Source organism: Camelimonas sp. FR25 (genome assembly GCF_059740505.1).
Genome location: NZ_JCAWFG010000045.1, coordinates 134,687 through 161,498, shown reverse-complemented (window position 1 = coordinate 161,498; position 26,812 = coordinate 134,687). Strand labels below are relative to the sequence as shown.

Sequence of the window (26,812 nt, the reverse complement as noted above, 5' to 3'; positions counted from 1 at the left end):
CCAATTGCCTCAATCTGCGCCTGCGCCTGCGCCGCCCCGACAGGGGCCGTCGCCTGCAATGCCATCGAGGATCGGGCAGTCGGGGCGGGCGTCGCCATGGCAATCGCGCGCCATCAGCCGCAGCGTGTCGCGCAGGCTGGTCAGCTCGCGTAATTTGCGGTCGATTTCGGCCAGCTTGCTCTCGGCGAGCTGTTTGACATCGGCGCTGGCCCGGTCGCGGTCGTCATACAGCGACAGCAGCTGGCGGCATTCCTCCACCGAGAAACCGAGGCTGCGGCTGCGCTGCACGAAGCGCAGCCGGTGCACGTCCGCCTCGTCGTAATCGCGATAGCCGTTCCCGGCCCGCCCTGGTGTCAGAAGTCCAATGTCCTCGTAATAGCGGATGGTTTTGGCGGGCAGGCCGGAGCGCCGCGCCGCTGCGCCAATATTCATGCTGCGCCTCCCCTGGCGTCGGCGGCCTGCGCCGGCGTGAAGCGCCGCAACCGCAGTGCGTTGCCGAGCACGAACACGCTGGACAGCGCCATGGCGCCTGCCGCGAGCATTGGCGACAGCAGCACCCCCCAGGCCGGATAAAGCAGCCCCGCCGCCACCGGGATCAGCGCTGCATTATAGCCAAAGGCCCAGAACAGGTTCTCCTTGATGTTGCGCATGCTGGCCCGTGACAGCGCCACGGCGTTGACCACGCCCATCAGATCGCCCGACATCAGCGCCACGTCGGCGCTCTCGATCGCCACATCCGTGCCCGTGCCGATGGCGACGCCCACCTCCGCCGCCGCCAGCGCCGGGGCGTCATTGACGCCATCGCCCACGAAGGCCACGGGGCCATGGGCGGCGCGCAACCGTTCCAGCGCCGCCACCTTGCCGTCGGGCAGCACCTCGGCCTCGACATCGTCAATGCCGAGCCGGGCGGCGATGGCGTCGGCGGTGCGGCGATTGTCGCCGGAGATCATCGCCAGCTTGAAGCCCATGGCGCGCAGCGCGGCGATGGCCTGCGGCGTCGTCGGCCGCAGCGGATCAGCGATGGCCAGCACGGCGGCGAGGGCGCCATCCACCGCCACCCAGGATGGCGATCTGGCCTCCGCCGCCAGCTGCGCCGCAACCGCCTCCAGCACGCTGGTGTCGACGCCAGCCGCCTGTACGAAACGTTGCGAGCCCACCAGCACCTTGCGCCCGTCGACCACGCCGCTGACGCCGCGCCCTGGCTCGGCGATGAAGTCCTGCACCGGCGCGGGCGTCACGCCCTCGCGTTCCGCCGCCTCGGCCACTGCTTTGGCCAGATGGTGTTCAGACAGCGCCTCGACCGACGCCGCCAGCCGCAGCGCCTCCGCCCGGCTGAACGCGCCGGCGTTGACCAGATCGGTCAGCGCAGGTTTGCCGGCGGTGAGCGTGCCGGTCTTGTCCAAGGCGATGACCCTGGCGTCGCCCAGCGACTGCAACGCCTCGCCATTGCGGAACAGCACGCCCAGCTCCGCCGCGCGGCCCGTCGCCACCATGATCGAGGTCGGCGTCGCCAGCCCCATGGCGCAGGGGCAGGCGATGATCAGCACCGCCACCGCATTGACCAGCGCAAGGCCCAGCGCCGGCTGCGGGCCAAACGCCAGCCACACCATGAAGGTCAGCGCAGCCGCCGCCATCACCGCCGGCACAAACCACATGGTGATGCGGTCAACCACGCCCTGGATCGGCAATTTCGCCCCCTGGGCCCGCTCCACCATGGCGATAATCTGCGCCAGCACGGTGTCGGCGCCCACCCGGGCGGCGCGGAATGTCAGGGCGCCGGCCTGATTGACCGAGCCGCCGATCACCTCATCGCCAGGCTGCTTCAGCACCGGCGCGCTTTCGCCGGAAATCATCGCCTCATCGACGTAAGAGCGGCCCTCGACCACCGCGCCATCGACGGGCACGCGCTCGCCGGGCCGCACCTGCACCAGATTGCCGACCATCACCGCGTCGATGGCGATATCTGCGTAGCCGCCATCGCGCATCACGCGCGCCGTGCGCGGCTGCAGGCCAACAAGCCGACGGATGGCTTCTGACGTGCGCCCCTTGGCGCGCGCTTCCAGCAGGCGCCCCAGCAGGATCAGCGTGACGATCACCGCCGCCGCTTCGAAATAGACATGGGCCGAGCCTTGCGGCAGCCAGGCAGGGGCAAAGGTGGCGATGGTGGAATAGGCCCAGGCGGCGCCGGCCCCGAGCGCCACCAGCGCATTCATGTCGGGCGCCAGCCGGGCCAGCGCAGAAAAGCCCTTGGTGAAAAACCGTAAGCCGGGACCAAACAGCACAAGTGTCGTCAGCACAAAACTGAACACATGCAGCGTATGGCCGCCGAACTGATCGGCCAGCCAATGATGCAACTGCGGGACCAGATGGCCGCCCATCTCCACCACAAACACCGGCACGGTCAGCACGGCGGCGATGAGCAGATCCCGTCGCAGCGCCGCCATGTCGCGGGCCCGCTCTGCCGCGCGACTCTCTGACAGGCTCGCCGCCGTCGCCTGATTATCGGCCGCCGGACGCGGCGTATAGCCTGCTTTGGCGATAATCTGCTCCAGCGCCGCGCGGCTGCTGAGACCGGCGATGAAGCTGACGCGCGCCTGCTCGGTCGCCAGATTGACGCTGGCGGCGGTGACGCCTGGCGCTGTGCTGAGCGCGCGCTCCACCCGCCCGACGCAGGAGGCGCAGCTCATGCCGTCCACATCGATAACCACGGATTGCTGCGGAACCTCATAGCCGGCGCCATGGATGGCGGCGACCACATCTGCGACGGCGCCCCCGGGCGCAAGCCGCACCGTCGCGCTCTCGCTGGCCAGATTGACCGCCGCCTCGGCGACGCCTGGCGCGGCGAGGATTGCCTGTTCGACCCGTCGCACGCAGGAGGCGCAGCTCATGCCGTTGACCGGCACAAGCCAGCGCCCATCGGCGCGCGGCGCGTCGCCGGGAGCTGCGCCTGGCGCATTGTTCGCCCCCTGGCGCAGCCGCTCGCCCGACGCTCCGCCTTGACCAGTTAGCTGGATATTGTCGTGCGCCGCTGTCATGGCCTATCTCCCGTCGCCGCGCGAGGCAGGGCGCATCGCGCCCGCCAGCAACCGGCTCGTCGGCAGGCGCTGACCGGACCTGATGGCGTCTGCACTCAAGGCTCCCGCCAGGCTCCCGCCAGGTTCCTGCCAGCGGCCAGCCCTCACCCGTCATGTAATGCGATGAGGCTAGCCCTTCCAGTCACTGGAAGGTCAAGCGAAGTGTGAGGCGCCTTCGGGCCAATATGGCGCCGGCCTTCCGGTCCCGGCGCGCTTTCTCCAGGCCCCGCTTCAAAGCCTCGCGCCAGTGCTCACGCGAAGCTGGTGCTTGACGATACGCTTGACCTTGTGACCGCCACCGCCCAGCTTCAGGGTGACAGACGGGAGACTGACATGGCGATCCACTTGCACGTGCCAGACATGAGCTGCGGCCACTGCGTCGCTACCATCACGGCGGCGGTCCGCGCCCTTGATGTGGCGGCGACGCTGACCCCGGACCTTGCGGCGCATACGCTCACGCTTGACGCCGCTGTTCCGGCGGAGCGTCTGTTAAAAGCACTCGAGGTCGCCGGTTATCCGGCGCGCCACCTGAAACAGGACTGAGGGCCTCCGGATAAACACGCGCATTGTCACGGCTGACAGGTGCAATGGTTGGTTGTCTATCTCCGATGAGCCGGCCATTCTGCGCAATATTGCTAAAATTCACGCCGTCTGATGGCTTCATCCCGGCGAAATCTACCATGGGCCATGCCCGTCAGATCAGGAAAAGCGATGAACATCTACCGCACGTCACTGGCCCGCGCCTGCCTCGCAGGGACCCTGGCTGGCGCCATGGCCTTCGCTTCCGTGGCCGAGGCCTGCACGCGTCTGGTCTATCAGGGCGACAACAATCTCAACATCACCGCTCGGTCGATGGACTGGTCGGAGGAGATCGGCACCAATCTGTGGGTGTTCCCGCGCGGCATGGAGCGCAACGGCAAGGCGGGGCCCAACTCGGTAAAATGGGCGGCCAAATATGGCAGCGTCATCGCCACGGCCTATGACATCTCAACCACCGACGGCATGAACGAGAAGGGCCTCGTCGCCAATGTGCTGTGGCTGGCCGAGTCGGAATATCCGAAATACGACGGCAAGACGCCAGGCCTGTCGATCTCGGCCTGGGCGCAATATGTGCTCGACCAGTTCGCCACGGTCGACGAAGCGGTGAAGCATTTGCGCAGCGAGCCCTTCACCCTGGTCACCGACAAGGTGCCGGGTCAGGACCGGCTCGCCACGCTGCATCTGTCGATCTCGGACGCTAGCGGCGACAGCGCCATCATCGAATATATCGACGGCAAGCAGATCATCCATCACAGCCGCGACTTCCAGGTGATGACCAATTCGCCGACCTTCAAGCGGCAGCTGGCGCTCAACGCCTACTGGAAGGAGATTGGCGGTCTGGCGATGCTGCCTGGCACCAATCGCGCCGCCGACCGCTTCGCCCGCGCCGCGTTTTACGTCAACGCCATCCCGAAGTTCGAAGACCAGCGCAAGGCGATAGCCAGCGTGTTCAGCGTCATACGCAACGTCTCGGTGCCTTATGGCATCACCACGCCCGACCAGCCCAACATTTCCTCCACCCGCTGGCGCACCGTGGCTGACCAGAAGAACCTGCGCTATTTCTTCGATTCAGCCCTGACCCCGAACGTGTTCTGGGTCGATCTCGACCGCATCGATTTTTCGAAAGACAGCGGCAAGGTGCTGAAGCTCGATCTCGGTCCGGACCAGCGCAACACCTATTCGGGCGCGACCAACGACAAATTCGTCGAAACCAAACCGTTCGAATTCCTCGGTCTGTAAGCCGCGGCGCGGCGTCGGGGCCTCGCCCGGACGCCGCCTCGCGCGCCGGTACGGCTGCGCCTCAGGCTTCGGTCCCCGGGGCCTCGCCGCCAGCCGGCGAGGGCAGAAGCGGCGAAGCGCCAGGCCCAAAACGCAAAAAAAGCCGCCTTCCGGCGACTTCTTGCTGGCCATATTTGGAGCGGGCGAAGGGATTCGAACCCTCGACCCCAACCTTGGCAAGGTTGTGCTCTACCCCTGAGCTACACCCGCTTCCGTCGGCGATGTGTCGTCGCCGATGGGCGCTATGTGCCTCAAATCCGGCCGGCGCGCAACAGCTTTCGCAAGGGCGCGTCAACGTCTGTGGGCGGCTGTGGACGGCTGGGGCGTTGCGCGCTGTGTCTCCGCCCGGCGGCCTGATCGCCAAGCCTGTGCGAAGCGATGCAAGCAGGGGCGCAGGGCAGCACACACAGCGGATGCTGGGCAGGCGCCGCAGATGGCGCCACACACAGGCGCGATCCGCGCCCAAAGCGTCGGTCCACAACGCCGGCCCCAAAACGCAAAAAAGCCGCCTCACGGCGACTTCCTGCTGGCCATATTTGGAGCGGGCGAAGGGATTCGAACCCTCGACCCCAACCTTGGCAAGGTTGTGCTCTACCCCTGAGCTACACCCGCTTCCGTCGGCGATTTGCCGTCGCCGATGGCCGCTATGTGCCCTGGATGGCGGCGTGATGCAAGAGGCGGCGCGGCCGGCGGCTGAAAAAACTGCTGCGGTCACGCCAGATGTGGAAAACGCCGCCACGGCGAGGGCGGGCGACCTTGCGCCATCACGGGCGGACGGGCGCTTTCGCCAGCGCGGCGCAATTGTTTTCTGCCGCGCAAAGCCCCATTTTGGCTGCAGGAACGAATACTGCCAGCGCGCGGTCTGCCCGCGCCAGCTTCCAGGATGTCACCGACCATGACCGACACGACCACTGCAGCGTCCGCCATCAAGGACGTGACCACGGCCAGCTTCTCCAATGACGTGATCCGGGCGTCGATGACGGCGCCAGTGCTGGTGGACTTCTGGGCCCCATGGTGCGGCCCATGCAAGCAGCTGGCGCCGGTGCTGGAGAAGGTCGTCGCCAGCAGCGGCGGCAAGGTCAGCCTGGTCAAGATGAATATCGACGAGCATCCGGACATCGCTGGCCAGATGGGCATTCAGTCGATCCCGGCGGTGGTGGCGTTCAAGCGCGGCCAGCCGGTTGATGGCTTCATGGGCGCGGTTCCGGAAGGGCAGATCCGCAGCTTCATCGAGCGTCTCGTCGGCCCGCTCGGCCCCACGGAGGTCGACGCCCTGCTGGAGCAGGCGGCGGCGCTTGAGGTGGCGGGCGATGTGCAGGGCGCGGCGGAGCATTTCGCGGCGGTTCTGGATCAGGAGCCGGACAATGCCGACGCCATCGCCGGCCTCGTCAAGTTGCACGTGGCGCTGGGCGACCTTGACGGGGCCCGGCAGTTCCTTGCGCTGGCGCCTGCTGACAAGGCCACCCACCCGGCCATCGTCTCGGCGCGCTCGACGCTTGAGCTGGCGGAACAGGCCGGCGATCTCGGCGCGACCTCCGAGCTTGAGGCGCGGCTCGCCGCCAATGCCGATGACCACGAGGCGCGCTTTGATCTGGCGCTGGCGCTTAACGCCATGGGCGACCGCAAGGGCGCGGCGGACGCACTGCTTGAGATTTTCCGCAAGGATCGCGCCTGGAATGATGAGGCGGCGCGCAAGCAGCTGGTGCAATTCTTCGACGCCTGGGGCGCCAAGGACCCGGCGACCGTGCACGGCCGCCGCCGTCTGTCGTCGATGATGTTCGCCTGAGGCGCCAGCCAACTGTCGTTATCTGCCGCCGGCGACTGGCGCGCAGCTGGCCACGCCGCACGCAAGTTTCGGTGATGCGGCATGGCTACCAGGACGCCCGTAAGGGCGGGAAAGGGGCGTTATCCCGTGGTGATGAACGCTGTATATCGGGGGCCGCAGGACTGCCCGCTGACCATTCCGCTGTTTCCGCTGGCGGAGGCGCTGTTGCTGCCGCGCGGCGAGATGCCCCTGAATATTTTCGAGCCGCGTTATCTGGCCATGGTCGATGACGCGCTCGCCGGGCGCCGGGTGATCGGCATCATCCAGCCGATGAAGCAGGAGGATGCGTCCGAAGCTCCTGCGCTCTATGCGGTGGGCTGCGCCGGGCGCGTCACCCATTTCGCGGAGACCGGCGATGGCCGCTATCTGGTGACCCTGACGGGCGTCGGCCGCTTCCGCCTCGTCGAGGAGCTGGAGGTCACCACGCCCTATCGCCAGGCGAGGGTGGACTACACGCCATTCCAGATTGATTTTTCGGCGCGGGCCGGTGAGGACGATGTGGATCGTCAGGCGGTGCTCGCCGCCCTCGAAGCCTTCGTCAAGGCCAAGGGGCTGCGCATCGACTGGCGTGGCGTCCGGGCGGCGTCGAATGAGGCCCTGGTCAATGCGCTGTCGATGATGAGCCCCTATGGCCTGCGCGAGAAGCAGGCGCTGCTCGAGGCGCCGGATCTGAAGAGCCGCGCCGAAATGCTGGTGGCGATCACCGAGATCGAGCTGGCGCGCGGCAATGGCGGCGCCGGCTCCGACCCGTCGCTGCAATGAGCCGCCGCCACTTGAGCGCGTTTTGAAATCGATGAGAGAGCATGCAGCGCCATCAGACGCCCCCACAGCAGCGGGGCGGACGGTGGAGCAAACCAGATGGAGGCCCCGATGACGGCCACACAGCCAGACACTGACGCCAATAACCCCGCCAACGCCGCCACCCGGCTCGACCCCCGCCTGCTGGAGCTGCTGGTGTGCCCGCTGACCAAGGCGACGCTGGAATATGACGCAGAGCGCCAGGAGCTGATCAGCCGCCAGGCGCGTCTGGCCTATCCCATCCGCGACGGCATCCCGATCATGCTGCCAGATGAGGCGCGCCCGCTCGACTGAGCCGCCGCTGCGCCTGACGCTGGCCATGCCGCCAGCCACGGCCGCTGCGCCTGACGCGGTGATGCCTACCGGGCGCCGTGAGCCCGCGCATACCAGGCCACGAAAATGCTGACGCATTCGCGACCTCCCATGGTCAGTCGCCGCCCGGCCTTGAACGAACCCGATCAGCCAACCTCATCGCATTCTGGCGTCAGGCGGCGCCTTGCACCTCGACGTCCCAGACCTCGCGGCCATCGCGATAGCGCTCATGCACGATCACCTGGTCGCCGTCGCGTAGCCGGCCGAGGTTCTGCTCGCGATCCGGCAGCACGATGGTGGTGTTGTCGCCTGTGACCACCAGCACCTGGCGTCGGCCAGCCGTGGCGGCCTGGGCCCAGGCGCGAATCTGGCTGTAGAACGGCTCACGTCGCCAAACATTGCCGGCGCCTGGGTCGACCTGCACCACGAGGCGCGCGCCGCCATGTTCGGTGTACAGCACCAGCTTGCTGCGATCTGGCCGCCACTCCTCTCCCAGGAAGCCTTCGCCGAGCCACAGGCAGGCGAAACTGCGGCATTCGTCGGGGCGACTGTCATAGGCGCTACAGCCCTTGCCGGGCTGGCAATGCGGGCACCAGCGCCCGCGCGGCTTCTGCAGCGCCGTGATGCCCATCACCTTGCAGCACAAGGTGCAGGGGCCGCAGCTGCGCGCCGCTGCGCTGCCTGTCTGGTTCAGTAAACTCATCGCCCGTGCGCCCCTGCCTTTTTGCTGGGGCAGATTAAAACACCTCCAGACAAGGCTCGCACCGGTTTTTGCACGCAGGCCACAGCTTGCGCCGGCGTTATCGCCGCCTGCGCTACGCCTGGCGCTGTCGTTGGGATGCGCCGTAACGAAAGAGCCCCCTGACCAGGGTCAGGGGCCTCTTGCCATCGCTAGAACTGCCGGTCTGTTCAGCCTTGGCCAGCCAGAGCGGCCCGCTCGCGATCCTGGGCCTCGACCACGGCGATGGCCGAAATATTGACGATGCCGCGCGCCGTCACCGAAGGGGTGACGATATGGGCCGGCTGGGCCGGGCCAATCAGGATCGGCCCGACCGGCAGGGCGTCGGCGATCGCCTTGGTCATCTGGAAGGCGATATTGGCCGCATCCAGATTGGGCATGATCAGCACATTGGCCGCGCCCGACAGCGGCGAATGCGGATAGACCCGGTCGCGCACCAGCTGCGACAGGGCGGTGTCCGCCGCCATCTCACCGTCGATCACCAGTTCCGGCGCGCGTTCGCGGACGATGTCGGTGGCATGGCGCATTTTGCGGGCGGACGGCGAATCCGATGAGCCGAAGTCAGAATGCGACACCATGGCGATCTGCGGCTCCATGCCGAAGCGCCGCACATGGCTGGCGCAGGCGATGGCCATTTCCGCCAGCTGCTCGGCATTGGGATCATGGCGCACATGGGTGTCGGCGATGAAGAACGGCCCCTTGGAGGTGATTACCAGCGACAGCGCCGACATCTCATGGATGCCAGGCCGCAGCCCGATAATGTCGGCGATGTGGCGCAGGCGGCTCTGGAAGCGCCCTTCGAGGCCGCAGATCATGGCGTCGGCGTCGCCGCGCCGCACGGCGAGGGCGGCGATCACCGTATTATTGGTGCGCACCAGGGTGCGGGCGGCGTCCGGGGTGATGCCCTTGCGGCCCGCCGCCTCGATGTAAGTGGCGACGTAGTCGCGGTAGCGCGGATCATCTTCCGGATTGGTAAGGTCAAAGTCCACGCCCTGGCGGATGGTCAGGCCGAAGCGCTTGATGCGCGCCTCAACCACCGCCGGACGGCCGACGAGGATGGGGCGGGCGAAGCCGTCCTCGGTGATCGCCTGCACGGCGCGCAGCACGCGCTCGTCCTCGCCTTCGGCATAGATCACCCGCCGGGGATCAGCCTTGGCCCGGCTGATCAGCGGCTTCATCACGAAGCCCGAGCGGAAGACGAAGCGCGACAGGCTGTCGGCATAGGCGTCCAGATCGGCCAGCGGCCGTGTGGCGACGCCCGTCTCCATGGCGGCTCTGGCCACGGCGGGCGCGATTCGCAGGATCAGGCGCGGATCGAACGGATTGGGGATCAGCGAGTTGGGGCCGAAGGGCTGCACGTCGCCGCCAAAGGCGCTCGCCACCATGTCGGAGGGCGCCTCACGCGCCAGCTCGGCGATGGCGCGCACCGCCGCCATCTTCATCTCTTCATTGATGGTGGTGGCGGCCACATCCAGCGCGCCCCGGAAGATGAAGGGGAAGCACAGGACGTTATTGACCTGGTTGGGGAAGTCCGAGCGGCCGGTGCAGATCATGGCGTCGGGCCGGGCCTTCTGCGCCTCGTCCGGCATGATCTCCGGATAGGGGTTGGCCAAAGCCATGATCAGCGGGCGCGGGGCCATCTTCGCCAGATATTCCGGCTTCAGCACGCCGCCCGCCGAGACGCCGAGGAAAATATCGGCGCCGTCGATGACATCGGCGAGACTGCGCGCCTCTGTCTTCTGGGCGAATTTGGCCTTCCAGCGATCCATCAGCGTCGGGCGGCCCTCATAGACCACGCCGTCGATGTCGGTGACCCAGATATTTTCGCGCTTCGCGCCAAGGGAGATCAGCAAATTGAGGCAGGCGAGGGCGGCCGCGCCGGCGCCAGAGGCGACGATCTTGACGTCCTCGATCTTTTTGCCGGCCAGCTCCAGGCCATTGCTGACGGCGGCGCTGACAATGATGGCGGTGCCATGCTGGTCATCATGGAACACCGGGATGGCCATGCGCTCGCGCAGCCGCTCCTCGATCTCGAAGCATTCCGGCGCCTTGATGTCCTCAAGATTGATGCCGCCGAAGGTCGGCTCCAGCGCCGCCACCACATTGATCAGCCGCTCGGGGTCTTTTTCGGCGACCTCGATGTCGAACACATCGATGCCGGCGAATTTCTTGAACAGCACCGCCTTGCCTTCCATCACCGGCTTGGCGGCCAGCGGGCCAATGTCGCCGAGGCCGAGCACGGCGGTGCCATTGGACAGCACGGCGACGAGGTTCTGGCGGATGGTGTAGCGGGCGGCGTCGGCGGGATCGGCGGCGATGGCCTCACAGGCGGCGGCGACGCCTGGCGAATAGGCGAGCGCGAGGTCGCGCTGGTTGCCAAGCGGCTTGGTCGCCTTGATCTCGAGTTTTCCGGGCTTTGGGTGGCTGTGATAGACGAGCGCGCCAGATTTGAGATCGTTCGAAAGATGAGCCGCCAATGCAAAAACTCCAGACAGGTCGCCGGCGCGACACGACAGACGCGCCGCCTGGTCCGGGAGGGCAAACTTTCCTGATCAGGGCGACGCCCGTCAAGTGAGAGTGAGAGCCCTGGGCGTGCGCCGCGTCATGCGCCTGACATGACACAGCGCCCCCCCCAAGACCCAGATGGCGCCGCCATGGACAGTCCGGCCAGGCATGACCCGATGCCGCGTCGCCCATCGCCCGGGCAAGCAGCACTGGGCAAGCAGCACTGGCAAGCAACTCTGGGCAAGCAACTCTGGGCAAGCAGCAACCGGACAGGCCGATCGCGCTGGTCTGCACGGTGGCGGCGTCCTCCCGACGTTTGCTCCCGGATCGTTCTTTTGCGCGTCGTTGTCGGCGCGCGTCGCGCGCCCGGCGTCATCGTCGCCAGACGCAGGACCGCTGGCTGCGGTAACCGCACCCCGCGCCAGCTGGCTGTCGCCGCATCGCCACGGTCGGACCGCGGCTGGCGCACCGTTCACAGGGCGCCAGCCATCGTCGGCGCCGGGCCCGGCGGCAAGCTTCCCCGGAAATATGGCACAATAGCCTTTCCGTATAGTGAAGGTTGTGTCCGTCGCATGTTGAAAGGGCGGGGATAGCGCGCTCAAGGCGTCGCGCAGCGGGCGCAATTCACGCCGGATCTGCCCGCAACGACGCGATCCTGGCCGCCAGAGCCGCCAGCATGGGTTGACGGGCGCCCTGTGCGCCAGTATAGCTCCGGCACTTCATGGAATTGTCGGTCAAGCAAGCGCCCGTGATCCGGGACTGCCTCGCTTCGCCGTTGAGCAGGACAACTATCATGGCCCGCCGTTGCGAGCTGACTGGGAAGGCCGTTCTGACCGGCCATCTCGTGAGCCATTCAAACCGTAAGACCAAGCGCCGGTTCCTTCCGAACCTGTGCAACGTGACCCTTCTGTCGGAAGCCCTTGACCGCGCCGTCCGTTTCCGCGTCAGCGCCGCTGCGCTGCGCACGGTCGAGCATCGTGGCGGCCTCGACGGCTTCCTCGCCAAGGCGTCGGCTTCCGAGCTGTCGCAGGGCGCGCTCGCCCTGAAGCGCGAGATCGAGAAGAAGGCCGCCGCCAACTGAGGCGACTGGCCTGAACGGATTTCCGTTTGCTGAAAGGCGGCCCTGGGCCGCCTTTTTTGTTGTCTGCATCCGGTCACGCCGTCTCGTCGCGCCGCCTCGCTGACCACGCAAACCTGCCGCAGCGCCAATAAAAAGGGCGACGCTCTGGCGCGCCGCCCTGATGCCTCAGCTTGTGTGCCGTCAACTGTGTTCGCTTGCCTGCCTGGGCTCGCGACAACGCCTGGTCAAGCCCGTGCGGCGACTGAGCTTTCAGGTCGCGGATGCGTCAGCATCGTCGCGGCCTGGTATTAGCGCCGGCCTGCCCGCCGCGCCCGCGGCACCGGGGTTTCGTCGAACAACTCGGCCAGCTTGTCAGTCATGGCGCCGCCGAGCTCTTCGGCGTCGACAATGGTCACGGCGCGGCGGTAGTAGCGCGTCACGTCATGGCCGATGCCAATGGCGATCAGCTCCACCGGCGAGCGGTCTTCGATGCCGGCGATGATCTCACGCAAATGCCGCTCCAGATAATTGCCTGGATTGACCGACAGGGTTGAATCATCGACCGGCGCGCCGTCAGAGATCACCATCAGGATCTTGCGCTGCTCGGGCCGGCCCAGCAGGCGCTTGTGCGCCCAGTCCAGCGCCTCGCCGTCGATATTCTCCTTCAGCAGCCCCTCGCGCATCATCAGGCCGAGGTTCTTGCGCGCCCGCCGCCAGGGGGCGTCAGCGGATTTGTAGATGATATGGCGCAAATCATTGAGGCGGCCCGGATTGGCCGGCTTGCCTGACTGCAGCCACAGCTCACGCGACTGGCCGCCCTTCCACGCCCGGGTGGTGAAGCCGAGAATCTCCGCCTTGACGCCGCAGCGCTCCAGCGTCCGCGCCAGCACGTCGGCGCAGGTGGCGGCCACCGTGATCGGCCGGCCCCGCATCGAGCCGGAATTGTCGATGAGCAGCGTCACCACGGTGTCGCGGAAATTGGTGTCCTTCTCCTGCTTGAACGACAGGGCCTGGAACGGGTCGATGATGACGCGCGGCAGGCGGGCCGGATCAAGCATGCCCTCTTCGAGGTCAAACTCCCAGGCGCGGTTCTGCTGCGCCTGCAATTTGCGCTGCAGCCGGTTGGCGAGCCGGGCGACGACGCCCTGCATATTGGCCAGCTGCTTGTCGAGATAGCCGCGCAGCCGCGCCAGTTCCTCGGCGTCGCACAATTCCTCCGCCGTCACCACCTCGTCGAAGCGCGGCGCATAGGCCTTGTAATCGGTGGCGCGATTGTCGCCGGGCCGCGTCTGCGGTGGCCGGGGCGTGTCGCCGGAGCTGTCGGAATCGCCCATATCGGACTCATCCGGCAATTCGCCAGGCGGCGCGTCATCAGCCGCCATGGCGCCGTCGAGCATCTCTTCGGAGACCTCCTCGGACAGCTCGGCCTCGCCGCGCTCACCGGCGTCCTGCTGGTCGCCGTCGCCCTGCTCCTGGTCGGCGCCGGATTCCGGCGCGTCTTCGGGGCTGTCGTCGTCGTCCTCTTCGGTCTCGTCGGCGTCGAGCTCGTCGGCGATGTCGAGATTGGCCAGCAGCTCACGCACCGAGCGGGCGAATTTCTTCTGGTCGCCAATGCTGTCGAGCAGCGCATCGAGGCTGCTGGCGGCCTTCTGCTCCACGCCCTCGCGCCACAGATTGACCGCCTGGGTGATGGACGGCGGCGGCGCGCGGCCGGTCAGCCGCTCGCGCGCCAGCATGGCCAGCACGTCGGCCAGCGGCGCCTCGGCGCGGTCGGTGACATGGACCAGATTGGCCCGGACATAGCGGTCCTCAAGCATCGCGGCGATATTGTCGCCGGCGCCGGTCAGCCGCCGGCTGCCCAAAGCGTCGACGCGCGCCTGCTCCACCGCGTCATAGACCGCCCGGGCCTGGGGTGTCTGCGGGGCGAATTTGCGATGCACCGCCTCGTCATGGCAGGCGAGGCGCAGGGCCATGGAATCGGCGTGGCCGCGCATCACCGCCACATCGGCGGCCGACATCTTGCGCGGCGGCTCCGGAATGCGGGCGCGCTCGGGAATGACGCTCGGCTTGTCCGAGCCAAACGTCACCTCAAGCGTGTGGCTGCCCGCCATGGCGCGCATGCAATCGCCGACGGCGCGCTTCAGCGGCTCGGTAGGGGTGGGCTTTGCGCCCGCCGCTCTGGAGTTCGGGATCGTCACGATCGCCTGCCCTGGCTGCGCTGGGCGGGGCAAGGCCGGTCATCTGACCTGGCCTGCGGCGCCCATCAAACAACATGCGGACGCCGCGCGGGCGACGCCCATGAACCTGCGGCGCCGCGCGCCCTGGCGAGAGCCGGGCAGCGCGGCGCAAGCCCTCAGGCCAGCGCCAGATTGGCGGCGCTTTCCGGCAATTCCTTGCCGAAGCAACGCTGGTAGAACTCGGCGACCAGCGCCCGCTCCAGCTCATCGCATTTGTTGAGGAAGGTCAGGCGGAAGGCCATGCCGACATCGTTGAAAATGCGCGCATTCTCCGCCCAGGTGATGACCGTGCGCGGGCTCATGACGGTGGACAGATCGCCGTTCATGAAGGCATTGCGGGTCAGCGAGGCGAGGCGGACCATGCGGTCGACGGTGTCGCGGCCCTCGGCGCTGTCAGCGTAATGCTTGGCCTTGGACAGCACGATGTCGACCTCACGCTCGTGCGGCAGATAGTTCAGCGTCACCACGATCGACCAGCGGTCCATCTGGCCCTGGTTGATCTGCTGGGTGCCGTGATACAGGCCTGAGGTGTCGCCAAGGCCCACCGTATTGGCGGTGGCGAACAGGCGGAACGCCGGGTGCGGATGGATGACGCGGTTCTGGTCGAGCAGCGTCAGCTTGCCGGAGACCTCCAGCACGCGCTGGATCACGAACATCACGTCGGCGCGGCCGGCGTCATATTCGTCGAACACCAGCGCCACATTGTTCTGCAGCGCCCATGGCAGAATGCCGTCGCGGAATTCGGTGATCTGCTTGCCGTCCTGCAGGACGATGGCGTCCTTGCCGACCAGATCGACGCGCGAGACGTGGCTGTCGAGATTGACGCGCACGCATGGCCAGTTGAGGCGCGCGGCGACCTGCTCGATATGGGTCGATTTGCCGGTGCCGTGATAGCCGGTGATCATCACCCGGCGGTTGTAGGCGAAGCCGGCGAGGATCGCGAGGGTGGTCTCCCGGTCGAACAGATAGTCGGGGTCAATTTCCGGCACGTGATCGCCACGGGCGGAGAAGGCCGGGACCTCCAGATCGGTATCGATGCCGAACAGTTTGCGGACGGACACTTTCACATCCGGAACGCCGGATGACGCGCTAGGGGCTTGCATGTACTTCCTCGATCTGCAGCCGGACACGGCCCTGGGAGCGTGAACTGGTCGCGCCGGGCCACGCGGATGCGGCCGGCGATGCATGGCGTCACGCTCCACCAGCGCCATCAGCGCGGCGCCCCGACTGGCCTCGTCAACAGAGGGAGCAGGAGGGGCGAAACCCGCGCTGGCGCGGCCTCGCCTGCGGCGCGCGCCGCCATGGCGGAAAGCGACGCAATACTTCTAGAACCGGTTTGGCGCCGGGGCAATGATGCTGGCGCATGCCGCCCTGCGCCGCCACGCCTGCGAGGAGAACGCTGGCCCTCTCGCCGCGCGCGAAATGTCAGTGCAGCGACCGCGGCGCCATGCAGATGTGTCAGCACATGCCGTGCTGGCGCAGCACCCCATGCGCCTGGACGATTTCCTGGAAGCGCCCCTCCATGCTGCGGTCGCCGCCATTGGCGTCGGGATGGAAGCGGCGCACCAGCAGCTTGTAGCGCGCCTTGATCGCCTCCTTGTCCGCCGTCTCGTCCAGCCCAAGCGTCTCCAGCGCCTTGCGGGCGGCCAGACCGAGGCGGGCCTTGCCGGCGGTCGCGGGGTTGCGCTGCGCCGCCGCAGTGCGGAACAAATTGAACGGGTCAGCGATGCGGCCATCGGTGTCGATGCGCGAGCGCATGCCAGCCGATCCCTTGACGCCCATCTTCCAGGTCGGCCGGTGGCCAACCTGGTCGGCCTTCATATGGCTGGTGACGTCATTGTCCTTCATGCCATTGAAGTAATTATAGGATTTGTTGTACTCGCGGACGTGGTCGAGGCAGAAATTCCAGTACTGCCCCTCCTGCTCCCGTCCCTTCGGCGCGCGGTGCAGCCCTGGCTCGCGACAACCGGGATGGTTGCAGGCAGGCGCCTTCGGCTCAGGCGTCTCGTCCTTCTTGCGGCTGGCGCGGATGCGGTCGAAGAGCGGTGAGTTGGTGTCCATCAGCGAGGTGTCTTGCGAGTGATAAGGTCTGCCAGCCGGAGGCGAGGCCCCTGGCCGACGGCTGGTATATTGGCGGCGCGGCCCGTGGCGCGATCCGCTGCCATTGAGAGGATCGCCCGGCGTCCGCCCGGCTATGCACGAATGCTGCGCCACCAGACGTGTCCGCCTGCTGGCATGGCCCCAGGCAGCCTTTTGGCCGCCACGCCAGTCAGGCTCGCCAGCCCGGATAGTCGCGCGTTGGTCGCCAGCAATCTGCCAGCAATCTGCCGACCGCTTGCATGGTTCGGCGCGCCCCAGCAGGATCCGCTCCGGCGCGCCGCGCTGCAAACCTATAGCAGAAACCGGCTGGCGGCGCACCTCTTGCAAGGCGCGCACCGGCGCCTCAGGGATGTTGGCGCGCCTTGACAGGCCCCTGCCCCGCCGTGGGCGCGCGCCAGGGCTGCCGTTAAACAGGCCTTTCGGCCGGCGCCATCTGTGGAAAGGAAAGAGCCATGTCCAGACAGCAACTGATCCACGACCGGCTGCAGGCCGCCTTTGCGCCGGTGACGCTGGAGGTGGTCGACGATTCCCACCGGCACGCCGGCCATCGCGGCGCCCGACCCGAAGGTGAGACCCATTATTCGGTTCATATTGTCGCGGCGGCTTTCACCGGCAAGTCGCGGCTCGAACGTCACCGCATGGTCAACGCCGCTCTGGCCGATGAGATCCGGCCAGACCGCATTCACGCCCTGGCGGTGAGCGCCCGCGCTCCGGACGAGCCGGCGCCAGCGCGCGGCGTCGCCGGCCCCTGATGCGGGCGAGGCCCTTTGCTCAGCGCCCGCCCGCCGCCCCGGTGGCGGGCCCGGCGGTGACCAGGGTCCAGTAGACGCGATATTTCGAGCCTGGCTGGGCGCTGGCGGCGGCGATGCCGATGCGCGTGGCGCGGCCATTGAGCATGGCGGCGTTATGGGCGGGCGAATCCCGCCAGCCGGAAAACGCTTCCGCCATGGTGCGATAGCCTGCCGACATATTGACCATTGGCGCGCTGACGCCGCGCGCCCCAAGCTGGCGGCGCAGATTGTCGGCGGAGGCCGGCCGGTCCGCGCGGGCCATGGCGCTGGCCTCAGCCTGGGCGAGGGTCATCAGATCGGCGTCGGCGGCGAGCGGCGCAAGGCCATGGCGGCGGCGGTAGAGATTGATTGTCTCCACTGCGTCAGTTGCGTCGAGCCGCGCCCCCGCCTGGCCGAGATTGGCGTAGAACGCTGGCTGGATCTGGGCCGGCGGCGCGGCGGGCTTGCCGGAACAGCCGGCTATGGCGGCGAGCGCCGCCAGCAGGGCCAGCGGCGTCAGGGTGTGGCACGGGGACAATTTGGCGCTCCTCGCCCGCAAAGACCGGCAGGCTCACAAGGCGGCTGCATCGCGACGGGGTATTTGTGACCTGCCCTGGCGGACGCGATGGGGGAGCCCTGCTGCATGGCGGCGCGCCGCCGCAGCACGACAGGGTGCGCCACCATGCGCCTGATTTCTCAACAGATCGTTGCCGTTAGCACGCGGGGCCAGTCGCTGAGGCGAGCCCCAGCCACCCTCCAGTTGTCCCTCAGTCGCCCGTCAGTCGCCGCTGCGATCCGCCGCCCGATCGCGGTCGGCCGCCGCGCCCTGCTCAGCCTCCGTTTCCCCGGCGCCCCGCAGCCGCTGGCTGAGCAATTCCTGCATGTCGTCGGGCATCAACAGCCGCACCTCGCTCAGGGCGGGCTTGGGCGCGGCGTAGACGCCCGCCTCCGTCAGGGCCTCGAAGATGCTGTAATTCAGCTCACTCTTGATGCGCGACATGGATTCCACGTCGCCAAAACAGCGCAGCTCAAATTCCTGGGTCGAGCCGGTGAAATTGTTGAACAGCACCGACGGCTTCGGTTCGCGCAGCACGTCCGGATGCGCCTTGGCGCAGGCCAGCAGCAAATCCGAGATCGTCTTCGGCGATTGCTGGAAGCCCACGGGCACGACGATGCTGATGCGTCCGGTGCGATTGTGTCGCAGCCAGTTCTTCACGGTGCCGGAGACGATGGTCGAATTGGGCACGATGATAGAGGCGCGTTCAAAGGTCTGGATTTCGGTGGCGCGCACGCTGATGCGTTTGACATAGCCCTGCTCGGACCCGACCACGATCCAGTCGCCGACGCTGATCGAGCGGTCCCACAAAAGGATCAGGCCCGAGACGAAATTATTCACCACCGATTGCAGGCCAAAGCCGATGCCGACCGACAGGGCGCCGGCGACAATGGCGATGCGATCGAGGCTGAGGCCGAAATTCGCCAGCGTCGCCGCCACGGCGATGAACACGCCGAGATAGCCGGCGGCGGTGGTGATGGAATTGCGCAGCCCGGAATCGAGCGAGGTCGCCGGCAGGAATTTGTGCCGCAGCCAGCTCTGGAACGCCCGGGTCAGCACGATGCCGAGCACCAGCAGGGCAAGACCGGAGAAGATGCTGAGCAGCGAAATGTTGAAGCCGGCCACATGCAGGCCGAAGAACACATTGCGGATCGAACCGACGAAATCGGTGGAATCGATGCCCAAGGGCGCCAGCGCCAGCAGCACCGCCAGCGCGATCACCACGATGCGCAGCACGCCGGCCAGCACCACGGCGATCTGGTTCAGCGAGCGTTTGCGCACGCCGATCGAGGTCTGCATCGCCACCGAAACGCGGCTGTTGTCATCGAACAGCGCAGCGACGCCCTGGTCGATGACCGCCAGCAGCAGCCTGGCCGAGCCCAGCAGCATCAGCGTCCACAGGGTCTGGTCGGTGAGGAATGAGGCCAGCGGCACGAAGCCGGCGAGCACCGCCAGCGTCACCAGCGCCACAATGGCCCAGCCGGCCAGACGCCAGATGCCCGAGGCGGCGCCATCTGGCGGCACATAGGGGCCGAGGCTCTGCTCGGCGCATTCGACATTGTCGCGCATGGCGCGCAGCATGGTGGCGAGGCACAAAGCGACAGCCAGGGCGGTCAGCGCATCCAGCGCCACGCTGCTGGCGCGGTCGCCGCCCGCAGCTTCCAGAACGTCTCCCAGCACCTTGCCAGCCAGCAGCACCGTGGCGCCGGTCATCAGCCAGGCGGCGGCGGGCGCGGCGGTCTGGTCAGGCACATCCAGCACCCGCCATTGCCGCGCCACAGGCGACAGCAGCGTCTTGATCAGCGCACGCACGAACGCCAGCAGCACAACCACGAACAGGGCGGCGTTGATCGGCTTCTCGAGCGCTGGCGGCACAAGATTGCTGCCCTGCAGGCCGAGATAGACAAACCAGCAAGCCAGCGTCACGGCGGCGGTGTCGCTCGCCGTCACCAGCAGGCCGACGACGGCGCGCCGCAGCGGGCTCGGCTTCTCATGGCGCAGCCCGCGCGCATGGATGCGATGCAGCACCAGGCGGCGGCCCAGCCATACCAGCACCAGCGCGCCCAGCGACAGGCCGAACGGCAACATGCGCCGGTCATTGATGCGGGTCTCGATCGCCGTCAGCCAGTCGGCGCCGAGGGCGGCGAGCGCCTTCAGATTGGCGGGCAGGGCCGCGACCACAAAGCCCCACATCTCCGGGCTGAGAATGCTCCAGGTGCGATCGAACAAGGCGTGGGTGAAGCGGTCGCGCCGCTCGGCGGTCACCTGTTCGGTCAGCTGGTTGGCCTGCAGCAGCAAAGCGTTGCCGATCCGCACCGTGTCGGCATATTCAGTGTGGTTACGCTGGCGCGTCTCGCGTTCGGCGGCGGCTTCAGCCGTCTCCGGACCATCCTTTTTCTCGTCGGGCCTGGGGCCGAGCTGGTCGAGCAACGCCTTGGCCGCCGTGGCCCGCTGGGTCAGCGGCGCCAGCGCCGCCTGCAGGGCTGAGGTAGCCTCACCCAATTGGCCGCGCAGATCATTGAGTTCCTGGCCAGTATGATTGCGGCGGGCGAGGATGGTCTCGATTTCGGCGAGCCGCACCTTTTCCCGGTCGAACACCGTGCGGGCTTTTTCCAGCGTCTGGGCCCGACTGGCGGCGGCCAGCCGGGCCGCCTCCGTCGCCTGCTCGCTCGGCGCGGCGGGTGGGGCAGGCTTGTCGCCAGCGGGCGCCGCAGCCGGGGCCGGTTTCGCAGCGGCAGCCGGGGCGGCGGGCTGACTGGCTGGTTGATTGGCAGGCTGACTGGCGGGCGCCGGCGTCTGCGCCGCCACCAGGCCCAACGGCGCGCCAGCCAGTAGCAGCGACAGCGCCAGCACGGCTGCGCGGCGGCCATTGCGCCATGCGCCACGCCAGTCGGCGCGCCATGCAGCTACTTTGGCTGGCGTGGCGGTGGCCGTTGTCGTCGCGCGCGCTGTCATATGTGCTCCCATCCTATTTTTTTGACCGCCGCCTGTCCCCGCATCAGGCCGCAACGCCAGCGCCCCCCAGGAGCAGTCGCTGGCCGCCCTGATCAGGCCGGCGCGCTTACTCCGCCGGCGCCACAGGCGGAGCGGCGCCGTCAGCGCCATCGCTCGCGGCTCTGGGCTTGCGCCCGGTCAGCCGCGCAAGGCCGGCGTTGGTCGCGGCGCTCACCCGCTCCATGTAAATGTACAGCACCGGGGTAATGTATAGCGTCAGCAATTGCGACAGCAGCAGGCCGCCGACCACGGCGACGCCGAGCGGCTGGCGCAGTTCGGCGCTCGGGCCATGGCCCACGGCGATCGGCAGGGTGCCGATCAGCGCCGCCAGCGTCGTCATCATGATCGGCCGGAAGCGCATCAGCGACGCCTTGTAGATCGCTTTCTCCGGCGTCTCGCCGTCGCGCTGCAGATGCAACGCCACGTCGATCATCATGATGGCGTTCTTCTTCACAATGCCGATGAGCATCAGGATGCCGATAATGGCGATGACGCTCAGATCCATGCCGAACACCTGCAGCGAGATCAGCGCGCCGACCGCCGCCGAGGGCAGGCCGGTGAGAATGGTGAACGGGTGGATGAAGCTCTCGTACAGGATGCCGAGCACGATATAGATCGTCAGCACCGCCGCCAGCAGCAGCAGGCCCTGATTGGCCAGCGCCTGCTGGAAGATGCTGGCGTCGCCCGACCAGGTGGTCGAGATGGTCATCGGCAGGTTCATGTCCTGCTTGATCTGGTCGATGCGCGTGGTGGCGTCGCCCAGCGACACGCCGGCGGGCAGGTTGAACGACAGCGTCACCGCCGGCAGCTGGCCGAGCTGGTTGACCGACAGGGCGCCGACGGTGCGGTCGATGCGGGCGAAGGCCCCGACGGGCACCAGCTTGCCGCTGGATGAGCGCACCCGCACGGTGTCGAGCAGGTCATCGCTCCATTGCATGCGCGGGTCGAATTCGATCATCACCTGATAGCTGTCGCCGGTGGAATAGATCGTCGAGATCTGCCGCGCGCCAAAGCCGCCATAGAGCGTCGAGCGCAGCCGGTCCGCGTCGACGCCCAGCGCCAGCGCCTTGTCGCGGTCCACGGTCAGCGTCGATTGCAGCGCATTGACCTGAAGGTCCGAGGCGACATCGAGGAACAGCCGGTCGCGCCGCAGGGCGTCAGCCATTTTCGTCGCCCAGCCATAGAGCTCGTCCTTGTTCAGCCCCTGCATGACGAACTGGTACTGGCTGCGCGAACGCGTGGCGCCAAAGCGCAGGTTCTGCGTCGGCGACACAAAGGTGGTGATGCCCGGAATGGTCGACAGCTCGCGGCGCAGGTCGCCCAGCACCTTGTCGAGATGAGCGCGCTCGGATTTCGGCTTTAGTTCGACAAAGCCGCGGCCCTGGTTGAGGGTGCCGCCCGAGGCGCCGATCACCGAGGCGACATGCGCCACGTGCGGCGACTTGCGGAAGACGTCCTCGACCTGCTTCTGCAGCTTGGCCATCTCCTGCAGGGAGATGTCCTGGCGGGCCTCCGTGTTGTAATTGAGCTGGCTGATGTCCTCGACCGGGAAGAAGCCCTTGGGGATGGCGACGAACATCCACACCGTGGCGACCACCGTGGCGATGAACACCAGGAAGGTGACGAATTTGGCCTTCAGCGCCAGCTGCAGCGTGCGGTCATAGGCGTTGAGGGTGGCGTCGAAGCCGCGCTCAAACAGCCCGAACACGCCCTTGCGCGCCTCTTCATGCGACAGCGGCGGCTTCAGCATGCGGGCGCACATCATCGGCGTCAGCGTCAGCGACACGAAAGCCGACACCAGCAGCGCGCAGGACACGACGATGGCGAATTCGTTGAACACCCGCCCGACCACGCCGCCCATCAGCAGCACCGGAATGAACACGGCGATCAGCGACAGGGTCATCGACACGATGGTGAAGCCGATCTCGCGCGAGCCGTCGATGGCGGCCTCCCATGCGGATTTGCCGTATTCCTCCATGTGCCGGTAGATGTTCTCCACCATCACAATGGCGTCGTCGACGACGAGGCCCACCGCCAGCGTCAGCGCCAGCAGCGAGATATTGTTGATGGAGAAGCCGAACAGATACATCGCGCCATAGGCGCCGATCAGCGAGATCGGCACGGCCAGCGACGGGATCAGCGTCGCCGACAGGCGGCGCAGGAACAGGAGGATCACCAGCACCACGAGGCCGATGATCAGATACAGCGTGAACTGCACGTCGGCCACCGCCTCGCGGATCGACACCGAGCGGTCGATCAGCTCATGCAACTGCACCGAGGGCGGCAATTGCGCCTGGAAGGCCGGCAGCATCGCCCGCACCCGGTCCACCACCTCGACCGTATTGGCGTCCGGCTGGCGATACACGCCCATAACGATCGAGCGCACGCCGTCATAGGTGCTGGCGGTTTTGTTGTTCTCGACCGAGTCGATCACCGTCGCCACATCGCGCAGCCGCACCGGCTTGCCATTGGCGTAGGCCACAATGATGTCGCGGAACTGCGAGGCCCGCACCATCTGGGTGTTGGTCTGAATGGTGATGCTCTGCTGGTCGTTGTCGATGGCGCCGACGGGCGTCGATGAATTGGCGGCGGCCACCGCCTGCTGCAGCTGGTCAAGGCCAATGCCGCGCGCCGCCAGCGCATTGGGGTCGACCTGGACGCGCACCGCGAATTTCTGCGAGCCGAACACCAGCAATTGCGCCACGCCATTGACGGTCGACACGGCGGGCGAAATCACCTGCTGGGCGAAGCTGTCGAGCTCCGACAGCGGCAGGTTGGCGCTGGTCAGCGCCAGCAGCAGCACCGGCGCATCCGCCGGATTGATCTTGCGGAAGCTCGGCAGCGTCGTCATCTCGGTCGGCAGCCGCCGCTGGGCGGTGGTCAGCGCCGCCTGCACGTCCGCCGCCGCCGCATCAATATTGCGGTTGAGGTCGAACTGGATGTTGATGTTGGTCGAGCCAAGCGAATTGGTCGTGGTGATCTGGTCAATGCCGGCGATGGTGGCGAATTGCTTGATCAGCGGCGTGGCCACGGAATTGGCCATGGTGTCCGGCGAGGCGCCTGGCAGCGAGGCCGTCACCGAAATCACCGGGAAATCCGTGCGCGGAAGCGCCGACACTGGCAGATTGCGATAGGCGAACAGGCCGCCGACCAGCAGGGCCGCACACATCAGGATGGTGGCCACCGGTCGACGGATGCAGAATTCGGAAATGTTCAATTCGCTGTCCTCGGCCTCAGTCGGCAGGCGTTGTCATGCGCGGCTGGCGCGACGGGCGGATAGCGTCGGCCTTGCGCCCGGCCACACCCAGCTATCTGCCTGGGCGTGGCGATGCTGACGTGTCAGCACCATGAGATCTTCATATTCCACAAGCTCTTGAGCGGCGCGCGATGCGCGGCGCTCACCGTGCCTTGGCGTCAGGTCGGGTCGCCGTTGCGCGGCCGCGCAACGCCAGCTGCGTCCTTGGCGACCTCGCCGCTGGCGGCGCCTGGGCCATTGCGCAGGGTCGGCTTGACCACGACGCCGGGGCCGACGCGCTGCTGGCCTTCCACGATCACCTGCTCACCGGCGGCGAGGCCCTTGCTGATCGCCGTCTTGCCATCGAGCGAGGCGAACACCTCGACCGGGCGGGCGCTCACCACATTGTCCTTGCCCACCGCATAGACAAAGGGCGATTCCTGGCCCTGCTGCACGGCGATGGCCGGCACGATCACCATGTCCGGGCGACGATCGAGGTCGAGCACCACGTCGACGAACATGCCTGGCCACAGGCGCAGGTCCTCATTGCCGAAGGTGGCGCGGGCGGTGATGGTGCCAGAGCCGGTGTCGACGGCGTTGTCGATAAAGTCGAGGGCGCTTGAGCCCAGTGCGTCATCGGTCTTCGGGGCGAACACCTGCACCGTCGGCGGCGCCTTGCGCGCCGCGAGGCGCAGCGCCGGCAGATCACGCTCTGGCAGAGTGAAGGCGACGCGCACCGGCTGGATCTGGGTGATGGTCACCAGGCCCTGGCCGGAGAGATCGCCAGCGCCGACCAGATTGCCTGGCGCGACGCGCACGGCGCCGAGGCGGCCCGACATGGGCGCGGTGATTTTGGTGTAGCCCAATTGCAGCTTGCTGGAATCGAGCGCCGCCTGCGAGCCGGCGAGGGCGGCCGCGGCGCTGCGGGCGTTGGCCACCGCCAGATCGACCTGCGACTGGGCGGCGGCGTTGCGGGCCGCCAGTTGCCGTGTGCGGTCCTGATCGGCGTTGGCGCGGGCCAGCAGGGCGGTGTCGCGCGCCACCGCCGCCTCATCGCGCGCCACGGCGGCGCGCGCCTCCTTGTCGTCGAGGGTGAACAGCGGATCGCCGGCCTTCACCAATTGGCCGTCCTTGACGTGCTGCTCGATGATCTGGCTGGCGATACGCGAGCGCACCACCACTGAGGCAGGAGATTCCACCACGCCAATGGCGCGGCGGCGCACCGGAAAAGCGTCGCGCGTCGCGGTTTCGGTGATCACCGCAACCGCAGGCCGGGCCTGGCGCGCTGCGGCTGATGGCGCAGCCGACGGCGCGCTTTGGTGACGGGTGACATACCATGCGCCTGCGGCGACGCCAGCGATCAACACAACGAACAGAACGGGGCGCGCGCGCATGTAACAGGGCTTCCTTGCGGCGAAAAACACGGATGTCGACAGAGGCAGGCGCCAAACGCAGCCCGCGTCTCAACCATTGTGCTCACTACATCTGGCGACTTCATGTCAAATGAGCAATTATTAATGCAGGGCATAATTGCAGCGGTTCAGCCCACGCTGGCGGCGCGGATGGTCGCCGGCAGGCAATGGGCGCCTTACCTTGCGGCAATGGGCGCCGCAGCAAGGGGCGTCGCGGTAAAGGGCGTCGCGGCAATGGGCGTCGCTGACGCGGATCGTTGCGCCAGTGGCGACGCCGTTCGCCCGGGATGTCAGGCGCCAGCTGGCGTTCAGCCCTGGCCGCCCCCGGTTCTGGCCAGCGGGTGCAGGTCACGCACCACCGATTTCAGCCGTTCATCCAGCACATGCGTATAGATCTGGGTCGTGGCGATGTCGGCGTGGCCGAGCAGTTCCTGCACGATGCGCAGATCGGCGCCATTGTGCAGCAAATGGCTGGCGAAGGCGTGGCGCAGCACGTGCGGGCTGACGCGGGCTGGCGCAATACCGGCGGCGACCGCCACATCCTTGAGATCGCGGGCGAAGGCCTGGCGGGTGAGATGGCCGCTGGCGCTGTCCGCGGGAAACAGCCACGGGCTTGCCGGCGCTGGCGCCGCAGGCTTGCGCGGCCGGCCACGCTTCGCCGGCGCCTTTGCCTCTCCCGCCCCGGCGTCCGCCGCCTTGTCTGCAGCCAGCCTGTCTTGGCCATCTGGACGCAGCGCCTCTGGCCGCATGGCCTCCAGCATGTCGAGCCAGCGGCGCATGGCGGCGCGCGAGGCGTCGGTGAGCGGCGTCAGCCTTTCCTTGCGGCCCTTGCCGGTGATCACCAGGAACCGCTCGCGGGTGCGCGCCGCCGAGGCCGGCAGCGCTACCAGCTCCGAGACGCGCATGCCGGTGGCGTAGAGCAACTCCAGCAGGCAACTCATGCGGGCGGCGCGCAGTCGCGCCAGCCGCGGCCGCTGTGGGTCGTCGATGCCCTCGCGCGCCGTCGCCAGCAACAGGTCCACCTCGGCGATCGACAGGATCTTCGGCAGGGAGCGGCCCTGGCGCGGGCCTTCAATGGCCACCGTCGGGTCGTCGCCGCGCTCGCCTTCGCTGTACAGGAATTTGTGCAACTGGCGCACCGCCGACAGCCGCCGCGCCGCCGATGACGGCTTGAGGCCGCGCTCGTGCAGGTCGGCGAGCCAGCGCCGCACGGCGGCGGCGTCGGCGTTGTGCGGCGTCAGCTTCGCCGCCGCAAGAAACGCGGTGTAATCGGCGAGGTCGCGGCGATAGGCGTCGAGCGTGTTGACGGCGGCGCCGCGCTCCGAGGCGAGCATGTCGAGAAACAGGGCGGTGGCTGCGTCAGCGCTCATTTACGCC

19 protein-coding genes and 2 tRNA genes are annotated in these 26,812 nt (G+C 67.4%); 7 read left to right on the top strand and 14 right to left on the bottom strand.

Translation table 11 applies throughout. The annotated features are described in order from the left end of the window. Nucleotides 1-9 precede the first annotated feature (9 nt). Both cueR and AC6A67_RS06300 read right to left on the bottom strand, forming a co-directional pair. Entirely contained in the window at nucleotides 10-432 is a 423-nt protein-coding gene (cueR, locus tag AC6A67_RS06305) for a Cu(I)-responsive transcriptional regulator (RefSeq protein WP_498035693.1), read from the bottom strand. After that, nucleotides 429-3,035, bottom strand: coding sequence for a heavy metal translocating P-type ATPase (locus tag AC6A67_RS06300; RefSeq protein ID WP_498035692.1), 2,607 nt, complete (start codon nucleotides 3,033-3,035; stop codon nucleotides 429-431). The genes cueR and AC6A67_RS06300 overlap by 4 nt, the downstream gene beginning before the upstream one ends. 372 nt (nucleotides 3,036-3,407) lie before the next feature. Between AC6A67_RS06300 and AC6A67_RS06295 the strand changes: the two genes are divergently transcribed. Next, complete coding sequence (locus tag AC6A67_RS06295; RefSeq protein ID WP_498035691.1) at nucleotides 3,408-3,617, top strand: heavy-metal-associated domain-containing protein; 210 nt, start codon at nucleotides 3,408-3,410, stop codon at nucleotides 3,615-3,617. 228 nt (nucleotides 3,618-3,845) lie between these two features. After that, complete coding sequence (locus tag AC6A67_RS06290) at nucleotides 3,846-4,853, top strand: linear amide C-N hydrolase (protein WP_498035737.1); 1,008 nt, start codon at nucleotides 3,846-3,848, stop codon at nucleotides 4,851-4,853. A 174-nt stretch (nucleotides 4,854-5,027) separates the two neighbouring features. Here AC6A67_RS06290 and AC6A67_RS06285 read toward each other — a convergent pair. Both AC6A67_RS06285 and AC6A67_RS06280 read right to left on the bottom strand, forming a co-directional pair. Continuing rightward, nucleotides 5,028-5,102 (bottom strand) — tRNA-Gly (locus AC6A67_RS06285). Between the two features lie 327 nt (nucleotides 5,103-5,429). Beyond that, nucleotides 5,430-5,504 (bottom strand) — tRNA-Gly (locus tag AC6A67_RS06280). 283 nt (nucleotides 5,505-5,787) lie between these two features. Here AC6A67_RS06280 and trxA point away from each other — a divergent pair. The 3 genes from trxA (at nucleotide 5,788) to AC6A67_RS06265 (ending at nucleotide 7,809) form a co-directional block, all read left to right on the top strand. Next, nucleotides 5,788-6,678 (top strand): thioredoxin, encoded by an 891-nt coding sequence (trxA, locus tag AC6A67_RS06275; protein ID WP_498035690.1) that lies wholly within the window; start codon nucleotides 5,788-5,790, stop codon nucleotides 6,676-6,678. A gap of 132 nt (nucleotides 6,679-6,810) precedes the next feature. Beyond that, the gene (locus AC6A67_RS06270) at nucleotides 6,811-7,479 is read left to right on the top strand and encodes an LON peptidase substrate-binding domain-containing protein (protein ID WP_498035689.1); all 669 of its coding nucleotides are present in this window, start codon (nucleotides 6,811-6,813) and stop codon (nucleotides 7,477-7,479) included. A gap of 108 nt (nucleotides 7,480-7,587) precedes the next feature. Continuing rightward, on the top strand, nucleotides 7,588-7,809 hold the full coding sequence (locus AC6A67_RS06265; RefSeq protein ID WP_498035688.1) for a Trm112 family protein: 222 nt from the start codon (nucleotides 7,588-7,590) through the stop codon (nucleotides 7,807-7,809). Between the two features lie 190 nt (nucleotides 7,810-7,999). Here the strand turns inward: AC6A67_RS06265 and AC6A67_RS06260 are convergent, their stop codons facing one another. Together AC6A67_RS06260 and AC6A67_RS06255 are read right to left on the bottom strand one after the other, a co-directional pair. Next, nucleotides 8,000-8,530, bottom strand: a complete 531-nt coding sequence (locus tag AC6A67_RS06260; protein ID WP_498035687.1) for a hypothetical protein — start codon at nucleotides 8,528-8,530, stop codon at nucleotides 8,000-8,002. Between the two features lie 206 nt (nucleotides 8,531-8,736). After that, nucleotides 8,737-11,043, bottom strand: coding sequence for an NADP-dependent malic enzyme (locus AC6A67_RS06255; protein WP_498035686.1), 2,307 nt, complete (start codon nucleotides 11,041-11,043; stop codon nucleotides 8,737-8,739). 821 nt (nucleotides 11,044-11,864) lie between these two features. On the opposite strand from AC6A67_RS06255, the gene rpmB reads away from it, so the two are divergent. Then, nucleotides 11,865-12,152, top strand: a complete 288-nt coding sequence (rpmB, locus tag AC6A67_RS06250) for a 50S ribosomal protein L28 (protein ID WP_498035685.1) — start codon at nucleotides 11,865-11,867, stop codon at nucleotides 12,150-12,152. 287 nt (nucleotides 12,153-12,439) lie between these two features. Here the strand turns inward: rpmB and cobT are convergent, their stop codons facing one another. The 3 genes from cobT to AC6A67_RS06235 form a co-directional block, all read right to left on the bottom strand. Next, complete coding sequence (cobT, locus tag AC6A67_RS06245) at nucleotides 12,440-14,329, bottom strand: cobaltochelatase subunit CobT (protein WP_498035684.1); 1,890 nt, start codon at nucleotides 14,327-14,329, stop codon at nucleotides 12,440-12,442. A gap of 155 nt (nucleotides 14,330-14,484) precedes the next feature. Then, nucleotides 14,485-15,471, bottom strand: coding sequence for a cobaltochelatase subunit CobS (gene cobS / locus AC6A67_RS06240; protein WP_498035683.1), 987 nt, complete (start codon nucleotides 15,469-15,471; stop codon nucleotides 14,485-14,487). A 355-nt stretch (nucleotides 15,472-15,826) separates the two neighbouring features. Next, nucleotides 15,827-16,429 carry a J domain-containing protein gene (locus AC6A67_RS06235; protein WP_498035682.1) on the bottom strand — a complete coding sequence of 201 codons (603 nt, stop codon included), beginning with the start codon at nucleotides 16,427-16,429 and terminating at the stop codon, nucleotides 15,827-15,829. Between the two features lie 491 nt (nucleotides 16,430-16,920). On the opposite strand from AC6A67_RS06235, the gene AC6A67_RS06230 reads away from it, so the two are divergent. Beyond that, nucleotides 16,921-17,220: a BolA family protein gene (locus tag AC6A67_RS06230; RefSeq protein WP_498035681.1), complete on the top strand. Its 300-nt coding sequence runs from the start codon at nucleotides 16,921-16,923 to the stop codon at nucleotides 17,218-17,220. Nucleotides 17,221-17,239: 19 nt separating this feature from the next. Here AC6A67_RS06230 and AC6A67_RS06225 read toward each other — a convergent pair whose 3' ends face one another. The 5 genes from AC6A67_RS06225 to AC6A67_RS06205 all read right to left on the bottom strand — a co-directional run bounded on the left by AC6A67_RS06225 (nucleotide 17,240) and on the right by AC6A67_RS06205 (nucleotide 26,805). Then, complete coding sequence (locus AC6A67_RS06225; protein WP_498035680.1) at nucleotides 17,240-17,776, bottom strand: CAP domain-containing protein; 537 nt, start codon at nucleotides 17,774-17,776, stop codon at nucleotides 17,240-17,242. Nucleotides 17,777-18,016: 240 nt separating this feature from the next. Next, complete coding sequence (locus AC6A67_RS06220) at nucleotides 18,017-20,749, bottom strand: DUF3772 domain-containing protein (protein WP_498035679.1); 2,733 nt, start codon at nucleotides 20,747-20,749, stop codon at nucleotides 18,017-18,019. Between the two features lie 106 nt (nucleotides 20,750-20,855). After that, on the bottom strand, nucleotides 20,856-24,005 hold the full coding sequence (locus AC6A67_RS06215; RefSeq protein WP_498035678.1) for an efflux RND transporter permease subunit: 3,150 nt from the start codon (nucleotides 24,003-24,005) through the stop codon (nucleotides 20,856-20,858). Nucleotides 24,006-24,202: 197 nt separating this feature from the next. Continuing rightward, nucleotides 24,203-25,417 carry an efflux RND transporter periplasmic adaptor subunit gene (locus tag AC6A67_RS06210; protein ID WP_498035677.1) on the bottom strand — a complete coding sequence of 405 codons (1,215 nt, stop codon included), beginning with the start codon at nucleotides 25,415-25,417 and terminating at the stop codon, nucleotides 24,203-24,205. Between the two features lie 326 nt (nucleotides 25,418-25,743). Beyond that, the gene (locus AC6A67_RS06205; RefSeq protein ID WP_498035676.1) at nucleotides 25,744-26,805 is read right to left on the bottom strand and encodes a site-specific tyrosine recombinase XerD; all 1,062 of its coding nucleotides are present in this window, start codon (nucleotides 26,803-26,805) and stop codon (nucleotides 25,744-25,746) included. Between the last annotated feature and the right edge of the window lie 7 nt (nucleotides 26,806-26,812).